This window comes from Hymenobacter sp. M1-2 (assembly GCF_057808495.1).
In genome coordinates this window covers 24,829-42,273 of record NZ_JBTYZO010000032.1, presented here as the reverse complement: position 1 = coordinate 42,273, position 17,445 = coordinate 24,829, and the positions used below count along the sequence as shown (strand labels likewise).

Here is a 17,445-nt window from a genome sequence, read left to right as displayed (position 1 = left end):
TTGCGCTACACAGCCTGGACTTGCGCCCAAGACAACAAATTTACAGTGCCGTTACGGGTACGCTCGTCGGCTCATAGTTAAGATTGGGGGCCAGCCAACGCTCCAGCTCCGGCAGCGGCATGTTTTTGCGCGCGGCTATGTCCTCTACTTGGTCTTTGCCAATGCGGCCGAGGCCAAAGTAGCGCGAATCGGGGTGGGCGTAATAGAGGCCGCTGACCGACGAAGCGGGATACATGGCCAGGTTTTCGGTGAGGTGGATGCCGGTTTTGTTTTCAGCGTCGAGCAGCTCAAACAGCGTGATTTTCTCGGTGTGGTCGGGGCAGCCGGGGTAGCCGGGCGCGGGCCGCACGCCTTTGTACTTCTCCTGAATCAGGTCCTCGTTCGACAGGTTCTCGGCCGGGTCGTAGCCCCAGAACTCTTCCCGTACCCGCTGGTGCAGACGCTCGGCAAAGGCTTCGGCGAGGCGGTCGGCTAGAGCTTTCACCATAATGCTGGAGTAGTCGTCGTGGTCTTTCTCGTACTGGTCCAGCAGCTTCTCAATACCCAAGCCCGCCGTAACGGCAAACCCGCCAATGTAGTCCTGACGGCCGGTTTCGCGCGGGGCCACAAAGTCGGAGAAAGCCAGGTTAGGCACACCCTCGGCCTTTTCGCTTTGCTGGCGCAGAGTGAAAAACTCGGTTTGTACTTCCTGACGGTTGTCGTCTTTAAACACCTGGACGGTGTCGTGGTCTACGGTGTTGGCGGACCAGAAACCCAGCACCGCGCGAGCCGTCAGCAGCTTTTCGTCAATGATCTGCCGGAGCATTTTTTGCGCATCATTGAAGAGCTGGGTGGCAGCTTCGCCTACGTTTTCGTCGGTCAGGATGCGCGGGTAGCGGCCTTTCAACTCCCAGGTCTGGAAGAAGGGTGTCCAGTCGATGTACTCGGCCAGCTCAGCTAAGTCGTAGTCTTCCAGCACTTTGGTTCCGAGGAAGGTAGGCTTCACGATGGGCGTCATTTCCCAATTGGCCTTGAAGCCGTTTTCGCGGGCGGCGTCGATGGGCAGGTAGCTTTTTTCGCGCTGACGACCCGCGTAGTCTTCGCGGAGCTGGCGGTACTCTTCGCGTACGGCGCGGGCGTAGGTTTCCTGGCCCGAGCCTAGCAGGCCGGCGGCCACGCCCACGCTGCGCGAAGCATCATTTACGTGCACAATGGGGCCGGAATAGTTGGGCGCGATTTTCACGGCGGCGTGCAGGCGCGAAGTGGTGGCCCCGCCAATGAGCAGCGGCGTTTTGAGGCCCCGCTTCTCCATTTCCTGCGCCACGTACACCATCTCGTCCAGGCTCGGCGTAATGAGTCCGCTCAGGCCAATAACGTCTACCTGGTGCTTGGCGGCTTCATCCAGAATCCGCTCCAGCGGCACCATCACGCCCAGGTCCACGATATCGAAGTTGTTGCAGGCCAGCACCACGCCCACGATATTCTTACCGATGTCGTGCACGTCGCCTTTCACGGTGGCGAGCAGGATTTTGCCGGCCGTCTGGCGCTCCTGCCCGCGCTTGTCAGCCAGCAGATAGGGCTCCAGGTAGGCCACGGCTTTCTTCATCACGCGCGCCGACTTCACCACTTGCGGCAGGAACATCTTGCCCGCCCCAAACAGGTCGCCCACCACGTTCATGCCGGCCATCAGCGGGCCTTCAATCACCTCCAGCGGCCGGCCCACTTGCTGGCGCACTTCCTCAGTGTCTTCGTCAATAAATTCAGTGATACCCTTCACTAGCGCGTGCTGCAACCTCTCAGCAACGGGCAGACTGCGCCAGGTGTCAGCTACTACTTCAGCTTTGTCTTTTTGCTTTACCGTTTCGGCGAAGTCCACGAGGCGCTCGGTGGCGTCGGGGCGACGGTTGAGCAGCACGTCTTCTACCAGTTCCAGCAGGTCCTGGGGCACTTCGTCGTACACGGCCAGCTGGCTCGGGTTCACGATGCCCATATCCAGTCCGGCCCGGATGGCGTGGTAGAGGAAAGCCGAGTGCATGGCCTCGCGCACCACGTCGTTGCCGCGGTAGGAAAAGCTGATGTTCGAGACGCCGCCGCTGGTGAGGGCGCCGGGCAGGTTTTGCTTGATCCAGCGGACTGCCTCAATGAAGTCCAGCGCATAGTTGCGGTGTTCCTCCATGCCGGTGCCCACGGTCAGGATGTTGGGGTCGAAGATGATGTCCTCGGCCGGGAAACCGACTTCGTTCACCAGGATGTCGTAGCTGCGCTTACAGATTTCGATGCGCTTCTCGAAGGAGTCGGCCTGGCCGTTTTCATCGAAGGCCATGACCACCATAGCGGCGCCGTACGCCCGCACGGTGCGGGCGCGCTCCTTGAACACCTCTTCGCCTTCTTTCAGTGAAATGGAGTTGACGATGCTCTTGCCCTGCACGCACTTGAGGCCGGCTTCCAGCACGCTCCACTTCGAGGAATCAATCATGATCGGCACCCGCGAAATGTCGGGCTCCGAGGCAATGAGGTTGAGGAACGTCGTCATGGCCTGCTCCGAGTCGAGCATGCCTTCGTCCATGTTCACATCAATGACCTGAGCGCCGCCTTCCACCTGGTCGCGGGCTACTTGCAGAGCCTGCTCGTAAGCGCCGGTACGGATAAGCCGCGCAAAAGCGCGGGAGCCGGTCACGTTGCACCGCTCCCCTACGTTCACGAAGAGGCTGTCGGCGGTGATGTTGAATGGCTCCAGACCACTCAGGCGGGTGACCGAGCTAGAAATTAGCTCCCCTCCTTTTTTCGAGGAGGGGTTGGGGGTGGTTGAGTTAGAGCTAAAATCTATTTGGCCAGAGTTGTTCAACGATTGAACCACCCCCAACCCCTCCTTGAAAAAAGGAGGGGAGCTAATTTCTAGCTCTAGTTTTCTAGGCTCGTACTTCTCCGCCAGCCGAGCCAGCTCGGCAATGTGCTGCGGCGTGGTGCCACAACAACCACCCACCACCGTCACCAGGCCTTCCTTGAGGTAGTTTTCTACCACCCCCGCAAATTCCTGCGCCGACTCATCGTAACCGCCGAAGGCATTGGGCAGGCCGGCATTCGGGTAAGCGGAGATATGGACGTCCGCAATGCGGCTCAGCTCCTTGATATAGACTTGCAACTGGTCGGCGCCGAGGGCGCAGTTCAGGCCCACGCTCAGCAGCGGCAGGTGCCGAATGGAATTCCAGAAAGCTTCTACCGTCTGGCCGGAGAGTGTGCGGCCCGAAGCGTCGGTAATGGTACCCGAAATCATGACGGGCACCACGCGGCCACCTTCGTCGAAGAACTTCTGCACCGCAAATAGCGCCGCTTTGGCGTTAAGCGTATCAAAGATGGTTTCGATGAGCAGCGCGTCGGAACCGCCGTCTACCAGGCCACGCACTTGCTCGTGGTAGGCTGTAGCTAGCTCATCAAATGTCACGGCGCGGAAGCCGGGTCGGTTCACATCCGGCGACAAAGAAGCAGTGCGGTTGGTAGGCCCAACGGCGCCAGCCACGAAACGCGGCTTCGCTGGATTCTGCGCAGTAAACTCGTCGGCCACTTCTTTCGCAATGCGCGCCGACTCGTAGTTCAGCTCGTACACAATGTGTTCTAGGCCGTAATCGGCTTGCGCGATGGTGGTACCGCTGAACGTGTTGGTTTCCACCATATCGGCACCGGCCGCGAAATAATCAGCGTGGATACCTTTAATGATGTCGGGCCGCGTGATGCTGAGCAGGTCATTGTTGCCGCGCAGGGGCTTGGGATGATCTGCGAAGCGCGCGCCGCGGAAATCTTCCTCGCTCAACGTGTGGCGCTGAATCATGGTGCCCATGGCGCCGTCGAGAATGAGCAGGCGCTGCTGGAGGATATCGTGTAGCGGAGAGTGGGGCTGGACGGTCGTGGGCATATCGGCTCTAAAAGAAAACGGGCAACGAAAAAGTGCCTATCCAGAAAGAGCCGCGCGAAGCGAGTCCGTACTTATCTTCTTCCGCTGGTGGCGAAATGGGAGTTGGCACCTTGTTTTATTTCAGGTTGCCAAGACGTCGTCGGGCCCAGTCCCTCGGTCTTTCTGGATAAGTAGCAAGGCGAAGATACTGCCCGAACTTCCGGAAAGCAAGAACCCCAACCGTGAAGCCAAGGTCGGGGTTCTTCTGGGCGGTTTAACGCCAGGCTTATAAACATTAATCCTTCTTAACGCAGTTGGGGACAGTTTTGCCCTCTTTCTTCTTGGTACCCTGCTGCTCGTAGCCTTTCCAACATGGTGCCTTTTTCTCTGCCATGATACCTTTTGCTTTATGTGAATGAATACAATAGGGAGATACTAGCAATACGTGCTCAACTATAAGGTGTTCCTATAAAACTTTGCACTTCAACATCTAGCGTGGTTACCTCTATCTTGCTGACGTTGACAATTTATTAGCACTTCTACTCCTAAGCTATAACGTTTGATGAGAGTTCTGTTTTGGTTGTCGGTGGTGCTGGCCTTCGGCTTTGCGGCCTCAGCCCAGGTGCTGCCCGCTACGCCCGGCACCGGTTTAAAAGGCGAGTACTATAATGGCCGCAACTTCGAACGGCTCGCCTTCACGCGCACCGACCCTACCGTCGACTTCAACTGGACCTACACCCCACCCGCACCCGGCCAACCACCCGCTCGCTTTATGGCTCCGGGGCCCGGCTTGGATGGCACCGACTTTTCAGTTCGCTGGACCGGCCACCTGTACGCTCCCATCACGGGCATGTATACCTTTCAGGCCACCACCGACGATGGAATGCGCGTGTGGGTGGGCGGCAAAAGGCTCCTGAACTCCTGGCGAGGGCAACCTGCTACGCAGTATACCATGCAAGTACGGCTGGAAGCGGGCCGCTATTATCCGCTCCGAGTGGAATACTACCAAGTGGAGTACGATACCCGGGCCTTGCTGACTTGGAAGCTCCCGAACTCCACCGAAGAACCCCGGCCTATTCCAAGCGCCCGGCTGTATACCACGCTACCCACATCGGCCAAGCCACTACCGGCGGCCGCTCCAAAGCCTACTGGCGGTACCATTAGCATCGTGCCCGGTCCGCCGGGCAGCCGGCCCGTTACCGCCACCCCCGTACAGCCCAGCGCGGGCGTAACTGTACCCGGCAAGCTCCCCGACGGCATCGGACTTCAAGCCACATACTATGCTAGCTCGGTGCGCGGGCCGGCCGTGCACAGCCGCGTAGAGCCGGTGCTGAACGTAACGTGGCGGGGCAGCGCCCCGGCGCCCGGCGTGCCAAGCCAGGGCTTCTCCGTGCGCTGGACCGGCTACGTGTATGCCCCAGAGTCGGGGCTGTATGTGTTTCATACCGAGTGGGATGACGCCACTGACATTTCCTTCGCGGGGGCCAACGTCTTGAGCATGGAAAAGTATGAGCCGGAGTACTTTGCGCCGCGCAAGCCGCCCATTCCGGTTGATATGGTGCAGAGCCTCACAGCTGGCCACTTTTACCAGATTGACCTCGCCTACAAGAACGTACAGGGCGTATCCCGGGCGGTGCTGTCGTGGGTGCGACCGTCGGCGATGGGCGGACCTACCACGCTGGAGCAGGCGTTTGATGCAGCTAAGCGCCTCGGCCCCACAGTGGTGCCCAAGCAGTATCTGTATCCTGAGCTGCCCCGGCCGCTGCCCGAACCACCGGCTGCGCCAGTAGTTGCTAGCCGCCAGCCGCCCAAGCCCACTGTTGCTGCTAAACTTGCGGCTCCTCGTCCAGCTGCGCCGCGTGTCACGCGCCCAGTTACTCGTCCAGCCGCTCGTCCAGCATTGCCCGCCGGACCTTCGGTTGATACGGTGGTCCTGCCGGATCTGGCCGCTTTGAGCCGGGGCGCGGCGGTTACGCTGCCCAATTTGTACTTCACACAGAGTACGGCCTCACTGCTGCCAACTTCCCGGCCCATGCTCAATGCCTTGGCTCGCCGGCTACGGGAACAGCCGAGCCTGCGCCTGGAAATAGCCGGCCACACCGACAACGTGGGCGAGCCTGCTCTCAACTTGCGCCTTTCCGATCAGCGGGCCCGCGTGGTACGGCAATATTTGGTGCAGCAAGGCATTGATTCCGTGCGACTCACGGCCCGCGGCTACGGCGGCACTCGTCCCGTGGCCGACAACCGAGACCCGCAGCAACGCCCACGCAACCGGCGGGTGGAGGTAGTAGTACAATAGTGAGGCACTTACCTCTCCCCTGGATTACTCTTTTGTTATCGTGGCGAAAGGTGAATGCGCCAGAAGCCCGCTAAAACTCGAATAGCTAGGTTTTGTTTTTAACTGCTGGCATAATTTTTCCTCCCGGCTGCCACGGCGGGTAGGGGTACAGTCCTTATTCTGTATCTTACGGCTCACTGCGCGTTCTTCTGTCGACATCTATTTGATTATCAATCTTGCCGCTCTTCTACCACCGCTTCTCTTATTCTTCGCTGTTTCTGCTCCTGCTACTAGTTGGAGCACAGTCTGTTTGGGCGCAACAGGTGGTTGTCACGGGCCGCATAACAGAGGCCGCTACGGGCAAACCCGTGCCTTTCGCCTCAGTATTCGTACCAGGTACCACTTCCGGCGCCACGGCCGATGAAAATGGTCGGTATCGGTTGAGCACTGCCCCTGCCGATACCGTTGTAGCGTCGGCTATGGGCTTTGCGCCGCTGAAGAAGGCCCTGAAGCCGCAGGTAGCCAGCCAAACTATTGACTTCGCACTAGGTTCGGGAGCTGTTTCTCTGGGCGAAGTGGTGGTGCGGCCCACCGAAAACCCGGCCTACGCCATTCTACGCCGGGTGCAGCAACAGAAAGACCGCAATAACAAAGCGTGTCTCAACGCCTTCGAATTCGACTCATACAACCGCACCGACATCAGCCTCAATAACTTACCCGACCAGGTGAGCCGGCGTAAGGTGCTGCGCCAGATGGCCGCCGTGGCCGATAGTTTGGGCCTGGAGCGCGGGGCCAATGGTAAGCCTATCGTGCCGGTTTTCGTTTCGGAGGTTCTCTCGCGCTACTATGTGCTGCGCCAGCCGCTACGGCGGCGTGAGGAAATTCGGCAGTCGCAGATGCGGGGCATAGCGCCGCGCGAAGGTTCAGTGGTATCGCAGATTACGGGCTCCTCGTTTCAGGACTGGGATTTTTACCGCAACTGGCAGCAGATCATGGGCAAGGACTTCATCTCGCCCATCGCGGACGGCTGGAAGTTCACGTACGACTACGAGTTGCAGGACTCCGTTTTTATTGGCCAAGACTTTTGCTACCAATTGGCCGTAACGCCGCGTCGGCCCCAGGACCTCGCTTTCACGGGCACCATCTGGATTACAGCCAAGTCCTACGCGTTGCGCCGCCTGGATTTGCGCGTCAGCCCGGAGGCCAATATCAACTTCATCGAGCAGATTCAGGTGTGGCAGGATCTGACGCCGACTCCATCTGGGCCGTGGCTGCCGCTGCGCACCCGCGTCTTGATTGGCATCCGGCCCACCAAGCAAAGCACGGGCGTAATAGCGCGCTTCACAACCGTCAACTCAAGTTTTGATGCCGGCCATCCGCATCCGCTGGCCTTCTACGACCTGCCGCTGGAGACGGTGAATAACAACGCCAAGCCCCAAACGGACTACTTCGACAAGAACCGGCCGGACACCCTTTCCGTGCAGGAGCAGCGGACTCTCATGGTGCTCGACTCGGTGCGGAAGCTGCCGGCGGTGCACTCGCTACTGGAACTAGCCGATGTGGTGGTGAATGGCTACTACCGGGTGGGCAAAATTGATGTGGGCCCCGTGCTGGCTACGCTCGGCTACAACAATATCGAAGGGCTGAGGCCCCGCCTCGGCTTTCGCACTACCTCGGAAATCAGCCGCGACTGGACACTACGGGCCTATTTGGCTTACGGTACCCGCGATGGCCGTTTTAAATATGGCACCCGCGTCACCCACGTTCTCGACCGCCGCACTTGGACCACGGTTGGCTTCGAGTATCGCCACGACATCGATCAAGTAGCCTTGCTCGATAATGATTACGCCCTCGAAAACCCATTGTTTGAAGCTTCGGCCCGCCTCGGCAACATCGACCGTGGCCGGCCGTTGCTGCGGGACTTGTCGGCTCTTTCCTTTCAGTCGGACTTGTTTCGGGGGTTCACGCAGAAAGTGACGTTCCGGCACCAGCAGTTTCGGCCTCTCTACCGGTTCGCCTACTACACTGAAGAACCTACTCCAGGCGCGCCCACCGACACCAAGTTTAGTTTGTCGGAAGTGGTGCTGGAGTCGCGCTACGCCCCGGATGAGGTGCTGGTGCAGAACGAAAACCAGAACCGCCGCGCGCCCGTTGGAGTGAAGCGCCTACCCGTGCTGACGTTGCGTTATACGCTGGGTTTGAACAAGTTTTTGGGTGGCGACTTCCGCTACCATAAGTTCAATTTGTTGGTTAGCCAAAGTGTGCGCTTAGGCCAAGTAGGTCGTTCCAATTACACGTTCGACGCGGGCTATATTCCCAGCACGGTGCCTTATCCGGTCCTGAAATCGCACCTCGGCAACCAGTCTCCCTTCTACAACGTGGGAGCTTACAACCTGATGCGCTATTTCGAGTTCGTGAGTGACCGGTACGTGGCACTGCGCCTCGATCATCACTTCGAAGGTTTCCTGCTCAACTCGGTGCCCGCGCTGAAGCAGCTCAACTGGCGCCTTGTAGCCACCGGCAATGTGCTCTACGGCGCCGTTGCTCGTGCCAACGACGACATCATTCCCTATCTAGACCCTGAAAGTGGCGAGCCACTGCCGCGCTTCCAGCCACTGGGGCGCCTGCCCTACACCGAAATAGGCTATGGCGTCGAGAACATCTTCCGCGTAGCGCGCGTCGACTTTCTGCATCGCCTGACGTATCGAAACTCTCCCGGCGCCCGTAACTTTGGGGTGAAAATAAGCTTGCAGTTCCAGCTGTAAGAGTAATGAAGAATGTCCGTTGCCTCAATTCTTCATTCCCCATTTTTAATTCCTCATTCCTGATCAACACCTTGCAACCCGGCGCCTACTTTCCGGCTCCCTACTGAATCAAACTTCCTCGCTTTTTGTAAAGAAGCTTATGGCATACGAAGTAGACAACCTGACCCTGGCCGAAGCCACCCGCCACGCGCCCTTCGTGGATTACGCTCGCTGCGTGGATGCCAGCCAACGCCCCTACAACCACGTCGGCGACTGGCCTGAAGAGGGCAACCTCTACCCCGTCCGTGTAGTGGACTCCCGCACCGAAGGCATGCCCCTGATTCACGTGCTAGGCTTCCAGGGCGAAGCTCCTTTTTTCAACGCCTTTGCTCCCCACCGTTTCGAGGTGCTCCTTACGGTGTGGCTAAACTAACTTTTCTCTTCTCTGGCTCCGCAAGGCCCGGCTCGTTTGAAACGAGCCGGGCCTTATGCATTTAGGTAGTTGCACGCTTGTTAAGCAATACATAAAAAAGCCGGCCCGGCTGTCGAAACGACAACCGGGCCGGTTAGGTAGCGGGGACTGGACTCGAACCAGTGACCTTTGGGTTATGAGCCCAACGAGCTACCAACTGCTCCACCCCGCACTGTTTGGTAATGCAAATGTAACAGTGTTTTTCGGGTATACCTTACTGCGGGTTACGATACAAGCCTAAATTCCTGCTTGCTCCCTGACTGTCAGGCCGAAAAAAACATTGCTCGCGCCGTTTGTACTCAGCTTTAGAAGCGGCTGGTGATACCAAAGTGAATCTTGCCTGCACCCAATGCCAGCTTCTGCTGCTCGCCGCGGCCCAGGGCGTACACAAACTGAAACTGCCCGGCTCCAGTACGGAAACTCAAGCCGACGCCCAGACCCGTAGGGCTATCCTCGCCCTTACCCTCGTTGGTTTCGGCTAGGATGTCTCGCCGGATGTAGCCTTGGTCCACGAAGGCAAACACGTAAGCATCAGCACTCGTGAACTGCCGAAACTCCACAGTGCCGACAGCGTATTGGCTGGCGTAAAAATTCAGCTCGTTGAAGCCCCGCAACGTGCTCAGGCCGCCCAGTCGAAATAAATCGTTCAGGAACAAGCGCTGGTTGAACAGCGCCTCACCTCGTAGTCGGGTCAGGAGCACGCCGCCTCGCCCAATCCGGTTGTAGCGCTCCGCGCGGGCGCCCACGCTTACCTGGGTGGTGCGCAACGGCAGGTTTTCGTACAGTGCTTCGTTGATCAGACCATTCTTGCTGATAATCTTACTACCCACGGCGCCTTGTCCGCTGGCTAGCACACCAGTACGCGGGAAGTACGAGTCGTCGAGCGTAGTCCAGGTGTATTCGAGGCCGTAGGAAGTGAAGCGAGTGTCGATATTGGCCGGTAAAGCAGTGAGCTTGGTGAAGTTGGTATCGGGCAGCAGCCTAGAACTGCGCCACTCCGTGAAAAAGCTGATTCGGCCGGCTCGCGCCGTGGGATACGTGACTTGGAGGCGCGGCCGCAACGTCTGGAAGGCATTCACGAGGTCGGTTTGCCGGTAGAGGTTGAAGGTGCCGCCTAATTCCAGCGGCGTCCCGAAGAACGTGGGGTGGCTGTATTGGGCGTCGAGCTGCTGGGAGTTGGCATCCACCTTGCGCCACTGCAACCCAATGCCTTTGCCGCCACCCTTGATGTTGCGAAGCGCAATGGTTACATCGCCGGTGAGCTGCACGCGCTTTTGACCAAGGCCCGGTGTAGGGTTAGGCAGTACGCCCACAATGGCGTCAAACTGGTTGGCGGTGCGGTCTTCGAGCAGCAGATACACTCGCGCCCGGTTCTGGGCGAAGCGCACTTCGGGCTCGGCTTTCAGCTGTAAGTATGGTAGTTGACGCAGGCGCCGAGCGGCCTCTTGCACCCGTTGCTGGCTGAAAGGCTGGTTGGGGAAAAGCTGGAGATATTTGGTTAGGAACCGCTTGCGAGTTTTGGTGCTACCCACAATTTGCAGGGAGTCGAACACAATGGCCGGACCACGCTCCAGCAACACGCGGCCTTCAATATCGGCCCCGCGCAGCTGCACCGAATCGAGGCGGACGGTGGCGAAGGGAAAACCTTGGTTTTCGGCTTCCGTGAGGATGCGCTGCTGCAAGCGGCTCCAGTCTTGCGGCTGGAAGGGCTGCTCGCGGTACAGTTTTTCGCGGTAGCCAGCGCGCGTGAGCAGACCGTCGCCGAGGTTGCCGTTGCGCAGCCGGGCCCATTTGAACCGCTCACCCACGTACAACTGCACCCGCACCGTATCGCGCCGCCAACGGATGCCATCGGCTGAGGCGGTCAGATAAGAGTCGCTCTGCAAAGCCAGCACCAGCTCCCGAACTTCACGCAGCACGGCTAACGAATCGGCCAGCACGGTTTTGTAGCGGTAGCGGCGCAACACCAGCCGGTCGGCGGCTTCGGTATCGAGCACCAGCAAACGGGGGCGGCGCACCGGCAGTGACGCTCGCACCGCCCGGGACGGGGGCACTGAGTCGGGCCGGGCAACCCGGGCGCTATCCGATGGAATTCCACGAGTGGAATCTGGGGGCAACGCGGGGAGCGACTGCACGGGCGGCAGATTCAGGTTGAGGCTAGGAGTTGGCCGAGGCGCCACCGGAGCGGGAGTCGTTGGTGGAGGCGTTGTTTGAGCCCACGCGGCACCCGCGCCGCCCCAAAGCAAGCTGACTAACAACCAGAAACCGAAGAGGCGAGCGTACATTTAGGAACTCAAACGCGAAAACGCGCTTTTAATTTCCCAAAGGTAATATCCTGCTAAGCAGCATCCTGGTAGACAACTGACCCTAACTGTTTAGTATCGTAAACGAATTCGAAAGCCGTTTTTTGCTCTAATCCACTGTTATCTTCCTCTATTACCCTGCTCACCCCACTGCTTACCTACTCTCTTGCCCGGCATCTATCTTCATATTCCCTTCTGTAAGCAAGCCTGCCACTACTGCGACTTCCATTTCAGCACCAGTATGGCCCTGAAAAGTCGCTTGGTAGATGCCCTAACGCAGGAGCTAACGCTACGAGCTGACTACTTAGGGCCGCAACCTTCCATCGAAACCATTTACTTGGGCGGGGGCACTCCTTCCTTGCTGACGGCCGCCGAGCTGGACCAGATTTTTGAGGCACTGCATCGTCACTTTGAAATAGCGGCCGGAGCAGAAATTACGCTCGAAGCCAACCCCGATGACCTCACTGACGCCAAGCTGCGGGAGTTGGCTGCTTCGCCGGTTAACCGCCTGAGCATCGGGCTACAAAGCTTCCACGAACCGCACTTACAATTCATGAACCGGGCCCATTCGGCGCAGGAATCGACGGCAGCGGTACGGCTGGCGCAGGAAGCCGGCTTCGAGAATATTTCGGTGGACTTGATTTACGGCGTCCCGGCTCCTGACCACGGTATCTGGGAACGAGATATGGCCGCCGCTTTCGCGCTAGGAGTGCCTCACCTTTCCTGCTATGCCCTCACCGTGGAACCCGATACGGTGTTTGGCCGGCGTCAGCAGAAAGGCACCTTCCGCCCACCGCCGGACGAATTTGTGGCCCAGCAGTTTGAGTTGCTGCTCACAGAAATGGCTCGCCACGGGTATGAGCAGTACGAAATCAGCAACTTCTGCCAGCCCGGCCGCGAGTCGCGCCACAATTCGGCGTACTGGCGTGGCGTGCCTTACCTAGGTCTGGGACCAAGCGCGCATTCCTTCAACGGAAGCAGCCGCCAGTACACCATCGCCAACAATCCGCAGTACGTGGCGGCAGTGCTAGAACGCCATGAAGTGCCGGCCACCGTGGAAGTTCTAACAACTCTGGACCGCGCCAACGAATACTTGATGACCAGTCTGCGCACCGCCCAAGGCTGCGACGTACACCACCTGCGCGTTTCCCTGGGCGTAGATCTGCTGGCTACGCACGGTATTTACCTGCGTGAGCTGCAAGCTACCGGACTAGCGGCGATAGACCACAATCAGGCACTACGCCTTACCGACAAAGGCAAGCTGCTGGCTGACCATATTACGCTGGAACTGTTTCAGAGCCCCTCAGCGTAGGCGCGCTTGAGAATAGCTGGGCTACGGCAAAATTCTTATTTTTCTACCGCGCTATATATCTGGCGGTTTGTGGTGGGCTCCGGCCTTGCTGCCGCGTGCGGTGGTCCGCGATTCGGCGGAATCAAAAAAATCAGCGTAATCTTCGATTATGAGAAGACTGATTGATGCTCTGGCCGACGACACGGACTTTTTCATTGAGCAGGTGCAGATAACGGCCATCGTGTTCGACAACTCGAACGACGTAACCATCTGGGCCACCACGTATTTCGACCAGGAGCCCCACTTCTTCCATCTAGGCTTGCAGTTCCAGCAGCTTGATTTACTGCTACGCCTAGCCGGCGACCGTGCCGGGGCATTGCAAGAAGATGTGGCCGATGCCTTGGCTACCGTCACGGACTGGCCCTGCCTGCTCGAATATACCTCCGAAACTGAGCCGCCCGTTCCCCTACCCAACGTGGCCCTAAAACTCTCCTGCACCTACCCCGCCGACGGTCCTTTCGAAGGCGAGGAAGAAGAGGACGAACCGGAGGACACCTTCGACATTAACCTGGACCCCGAAGCTGAAGACCCTGACGCCGACGAGTACGAAGCCGGTACGCCCCACAACATCTTCTACCTAGAAGGCGTCTTCCTCCGCGTCGAGCCTTAAGGGTTGAATGAGGAATTGGGAATGAAGAATTAGTCAACAAGGGCTTTTAGATTATTACTCATTACTCATTCTAAAATGTTCTACCTCATTCCCGGTTTGGGTGCCGATGAACGGGTATTCCAGAATCTACGGCCCTTATTGAAGGGTGGAACACAAGTGTTGTCGTGGCTATTGCCGGAACCGGATGAGGCGTTGCCACATTACGCGGCGCGTATGGCCGAAGCTATTCCATTGGCACAGCCATGTATGCTGGTGGGCGTGTCGTTTGGAGGGGTAGTGGCGCTGGAAATATGCCGGATACGGCCTCTGGCGCGGGCTGTACTCGTGAGCAGCGTGCCCGATGCTAGTTGTCTGCCACCGTTGTTACGCCTCATTCGGGGTAGTGGCGTGTATCAGCTCTTTCCTCCTGCCATGCTCAAACTCTTTCCACGAGCTGGGCAATGGTATTTCGGGGTGAAGAATGGCGAAGAGTACGAGCTGTTCAAGCAAATCCTACGAGATATGGAGCCGCGCTACACGCGTTGGGCCATTCACCGCCTGCTGCACTGGGACAGTACCTCAGCCCCGCACAGCATTCAAATTCTAGGCACCCACGACCGAGTGTTTCCACCCGGCCCCACCCCCGTCGATTACCTCATTCCGGGCGGTGGCCACTTTATGGTAGTCAGTCACGCCCAAGCAATCAGCGAAATCCTCAACAAATTATTGGCCGCAATGGGTGAAGAAGTAAACACGTGAAAAAGCGCCGTTGACAGCAGCCTGATACTCATTCACTCGCTCATCACTTGCTCAGTAGAACATGCTCGCCACCTATCCCTATTGCGGCCGCGCGTACTCCTTCAACCCTGCTGCCCCGCTGGATATATCATTGCCCCTAGCCCCCGGCAATAATCAGGTGAATTGTTTCTGGGCTGAGCCGGTGCAGTTCGACGTTATTCGAGTGGGAGACTTTGTAGGCAGCGTGGCCGAAGGCGGCAGCACTAACTATAAGCGCGTACACGTGACACCGCACGGCAACGGCACCCATACGGAATGCTACGGCCACATCTCCCCCGACCCAGCCGCCACACTCAACCGTTGCCTACGCCGCTTCTTGTTCGTGGCGCGCCTCGTATCGGTGCAGCCCCGGCCCCAAGCCAACGGCGACGAAGTAATAATGCTCGATGATGTACGCCGCGAGTTGGAAAGTGGTCCGCACGCCGCCTTGCCGTTAGAAGCACTCATCCTGCGCACGTTACCCAATCACAAAGCCAAACGTACCCGCCACTACTCCGGCACCAACCCTACCTATTTGGAGCCAGCTTTAGCGCAATACTTAGCTGACCGCCATATTGAGCACCTACTCTTAGACTTGCCCAGCGTGGACCGGGAAGAAGATGCCGGCCAGTTGCTGGCGCACCACGCCTTCTGGCAATATCCGCACGCTACCCGTGAGCAAGCCACCATCACGGAACTCATCTTCGTGTCCGACGAAGTGGAAGATGGCCTCTTTCTGCTCAACCTTCAAATCATCAGCCTGGAGCTAGATGCTAGCCCTAGCAAACCGGTGTTGTACGCGTTAGGCACGTAATACAGGCTCTTTACTAATTTCATGGCTCTTCAAACCATAACGACAAAAGGGGCCACCCTCGCGGATGGCCCCTTTTGTAAGACAGAGCGGGAAACCTACTCGGCCGAAGCTACTTCAGCTACTTCAGCAACTTCCGTAACCGGAACTACCGATACGAACGAACGGTCTTTGCGGCCCTTGCGAAACTGCACGGTGCCGTCGATCATCGCGAACAGAGTGTGGTCTTTGCCGATACCCACGTTCTGGCCGGGGTGGTGCTTGGTGCCACGCTGACGCACGATGATGTTGCCAGCAATGATGCCCTGACCACCGAATATTTTCACGCCGAGACGCTTGGAATGCGATTCACGACCGTTGTTGGAGCTACCTACGCCTTTCTTGTGTGCCATGTTAGTTTAGTGCTTGGTGCTTGGTTGCTAGTGCTTAGACAGTTGCGTTAGTGCATTGGGCCCAGTCCGAAAACCAAGCACTAGGCACTAACAACTAAGCCCTATACTAACCGATGCTGTTGATCAGTACTTTGGTGAATTGCTGACGGTGGCCGTTCAGCTTCTTATAGCCCTTGCGGCGCTTCTTCTTAAATACCAACACCTTGTCGCCCTTTACGTGGGCCAGGATGGTGCCCGTAACGGCTACGTCCAACAGAGGAGCGCCAATGGTGATAGTTCCGTTGTTATCGGTCAGCAGGGCCTTGCCCAGCTCTACGGTGTCGCCGACGTTGCCAGCCAAACGGTGGGCGTATACAAATTTATTGGCTTCGACCTTGGTCTGCTTCCCGGCTATGTTGACAATTGCGTACATCGGCGTCTTCGCGGTTTCTGAAAAATGGAAGGCAAAAGTAGAAGGATAGTTTTACATATGCAACCCCTAACTCATTAAACCTCATCGCTCCACCAGCTTTGTGACCTCCACGTTACCTCTTACAGAAGCGCTAGCGGGTACGCGAATAGCATTTTTGTGGAAAACTTCAATTGTCCACAGATGAAATGTGGAAAACTTGTCTGGCGTCGGGACTTCTGCCCGAAAAGCCGACTGCTTTTGGGGATAAGTGCCCGTCCGAAGCCTCAGGGCTATACCCAAAATTTAACACAGAAAAAACGCTCATCGGCGGCCAACCTTCCCGGCGGAGCGGTTTATATTTGGTGCTCCAACCTCCCGTCCATTGTCTCGAAGTGCTGTAAACATTCCTGTTTACTGGCGTGTTTTCGGCCACCTGACCTTCGGCGCAAGACGGGCTTCGCGCCAACTCTCACCTCTATTGCTCCCACTTATGGAACCGTTGCTCACTGAGAATCCCAACCGCTTCGTCCTCTTTCCCATCCAACACAACGACGTGTGGCAGATGTACAAGAAAGCAGAAGCCTCTTTCTGGACGGCCGAGGAAATCGACCTTTCGCAGGACCAAAAGGACTGGGAAAACCTCAACGACAACGAGAAGCACTTCATCAGCCACGTACTGGCTTTCTTCGCGGCCTCCGATGGTATCGTGAACGAGAACCTGGCTGTGAACTTTATGCAGGAAGTGCAAATGGCTGAAGCGCGCTGCTTCTACGGCTTCCAGGTGATGATGGAAAACATCCACTCGGAAACCTACTCCCTGCTGATTGATACCTACATCAAGGACCCCAAGGAAAAAGACCGCCTCTTCAACGCGCTAGAAACCGTGCCGTGCGTGAAGAAGAAAGGCGAGTGGGCCATCAAGTGGATCAACTCGGAGAACTTCACCGAGCGCCTTATTGCCTTCGCTGCCGTGGAAGGCATCTTCTTCTCCGGCTCGTTCTGCTCCATTTTCTGGCTGAAGAAGCGCGGCCTCATGCCCGGCCTTACCTTCTCCAACGAGCTGATTTCGCGCGATGAGGGCCTGCACTGCGACTTCGCTTGCCTACTCTACGACAAGCACCTGCAAAACAAGCTGCCCGAGTCGCGCGTGCACGACATCATCCGCGACGCGGTGCAGATTGAGCAGGAATTCGTGACCGACGCGCTGCCCGTAAACCTCATCGGCATGAACGCCAAGAGCATGAGCCAATACATCGAGTTCGTAGCCGACCGCCTCTTGGAGTCGCTGGGCTACAGCAAGATTTACAACGCTTCCAACCCCTTCGACTTCATGGAGATGATTTCGCTGCAAGGCAAAACCAACTTCTTCGAGAAGCGCGTGGCAGAATATCAGAAGGCCGGCGTGATGAGCGAGCGGACCGAAAACGCCTTCTCGCTGGACGAGGATTTTTAGCCTCACCCCCCGGCCC

12 protein-coding genes, 1 tRNA gene and 1 riboswitch are annotated in these 17,445 nt (G+C 57.7%); of the genes, 8 read left to right on the top strand and 5 right to left on the bottom strand.

Translation table 11 applies throughout. The annotated features are described in order from the left end of the window. Nucleotides 1-40: 40 nt before the first annotated feature. Nucleotides 41-3,889: a methionine synthase gene (gene metH, locus ACYSMN_RS23225; protein ID WP_488926314.1), complete on the bottom strand. Its 3,849-nt coding sequence runs from the start codon at nt 3,887-3,889 to the stop codon at nt 41-43. A 68-nt stretch (nt 3,890-3,957) separates the two neighbouring features. Next, a riboswitch (SAM riboswitch) is annotated at nt 3,958-4,062 on the bottom strand. A 368-nt stretch (nt 4,063-4,430) separates the two neighbouring features. Here metH and ACYSMN_RS23220 point away from each other — a divergent pair. The 3 genes from ACYSMN_RS23220 (at nt 4,431) to ACYSMN_RS23210 (ending at nt 9,323) form a co-directional block, all read left to right on the top strand. Beyond that, nucleotides 4,431-6,167 carry a PA14 domain-containing protein gene (locus ACYSMN_RS23220; protein WP_488926313.1) on the top strand — a complete coding sequence of 579 codons (1,737 nt, stop codon included), beginning with the start codon at nt 4,431-4,433 and terminating at the stop codon, nt 6,165-6,167. Between the two features lie 215 nt (nt 6,168-6,382). After that, nucleotides 6,383-8,911, top strand: coding sequence for a DUF5686 and carboxypeptidase-like regulatory domain-containing protein (locus ACYSMN_RS23215; protein ID WP_488926312.1), 2,529 nt, complete (start codon nt 6,383-6,385; stop codon nt 8,909-8,911). Nucleotides 8,912-9,050: 139 nt separating this feature from the next. Continuing rightward, the gene (locus ACYSMN_RS23210) at nt 9,051-9,323 is read left to right on the top strand and encodes a hypothetical protein (protein ID WP_488926311.1); all 273 of its coding nucleotides are present in this window, start codon (nt 9,051-9,053) and stop codon (nt 9,321-9,323) included. Between the two features lie 138 nt (nt 9,324-9,461). Here the strand turns inward: ACYSMN_RS23210 and ACYSMN_RS23205 are convergent. Further along, nucleotides 9,462-9,534: transfer RNA gene (locus ACYSMN_RS23205), tRNA-Met, on the bottom strand. Between the two features lie 133 nt (nt 9,535-9,667). After that, entirely contained in the window at nt 9,668-11,647 is a 1,980-nt protein-coding gene (locus tag ACYSMN_RS23200) for a BamA/TamA family outer membrane protein (protein ID WP_488926310.1), read from the bottom strand. 184 nt (nt 11,648-11,831) lie between these two features. Between ACYSMN_RS23200 and hemW the strand changes: the two genes are divergently transcribed. The 4 genes from hemW to ACYSMN_RS23180 all read left to right on the top strand — a co-directional run bounded on the left by hemW (nt 11,832) and on the right by ACYSMN_RS23180 (nt 15,196). Beyond that, on the top strand, nt 11,832-12,977 hold the full coding sequence (hemW, locus tag ACYSMN_RS23195; RefSeq protein WP_488926309.1) for a radical SAM family heme chaperone HemW: 1,146 nt from the start codon (nt 11,832-11,834) through the stop codon (nt 12,975-12,977). A 148-nt stretch (nt 12,978-13,125) separates the two neighbouring features. Next, nucleotides 13,126-13,626 (top strand): hypothetical protein, encoded by a 501-nt coding sequence (locus ACYSMN_RS23190; protein ID WP_488926308.1) that lies wholly within the window; start codon nt 13,126-13,128, stop codon nt 13,624-13,626. Nucleotides 13,627-13,701: 75 nt separating this feature from the next. Continuing rightward, nucleotides 13,702-14,364 carry an alpha/beta fold hydrolase gene (locus tag ACYSMN_RS23185; RefSeq protein WP_488926307.1) on the top strand — a complete coding sequence of 221 codons (663 nt, stop codon included), beginning with the start codon at nt 13,702-13,704 and terminating at the stop codon, nt 14,362-14,364. Between the two features lie 61 nt (nt 14,365-14,425). After that, nucleotides 14,426-15,196, top strand: coding sequence for a cyclase family protein (locus ACYSMN_RS23180; protein ID WP_488926306.1), 771 nt, complete (start codon nt 14,426-14,428; stop codon nt 15,194-15,196). A 95-nt stretch (nt 15,197-15,291) separates the two neighbouring features. Here ACYSMN_RS23180 and rpmA read toward each other — a convergent pair whose 3' ends face one another. After that, a complete protein-coding gene (rpmA, locus tag ACYSMN_RS23175) occupies nt 15,292-15,585 on the bottom strand; it encodes a 50S ribosomal protein L27 (RefSeq protein WP_488926305.1) in 294 nt (97 codons plus the stop codon). Between the two features lie 106 nt (nt 15,586-15,691). Next, nucleotides 15,692-15,997 (bottom strand): 50S ribosomal protein L21, encoded by a 306-nt coding sequence (rplU, locus tag ACYSMN_RS23170; protein WP_488926304.1) that lies wholly within the window; start codon nt 15,995-15,997, stop codon nt 15,692-15,694. A gap of 469 nt (nt 15,998-16,466) precedes the next feature. Here rplU and ACYSMN_RS23165 point away from each other — a divergent pair, with 469 nt between their 5' ends. Further along, the gene (locus ACYSMN_RS23165) at nt 16,467-17,429 is read left to right on the top strand and encodes a ribonucleoside-diphosphate reductase small subunit (protein WP_488926303.1); all 963 of its coding nucleotides are present in this window, start codon (nt 16,467-16,469) and stop codon (nt 17,427-17,429) included. Nucleotides 17,430-17,445: the final 16 nt, after the last annotated feature.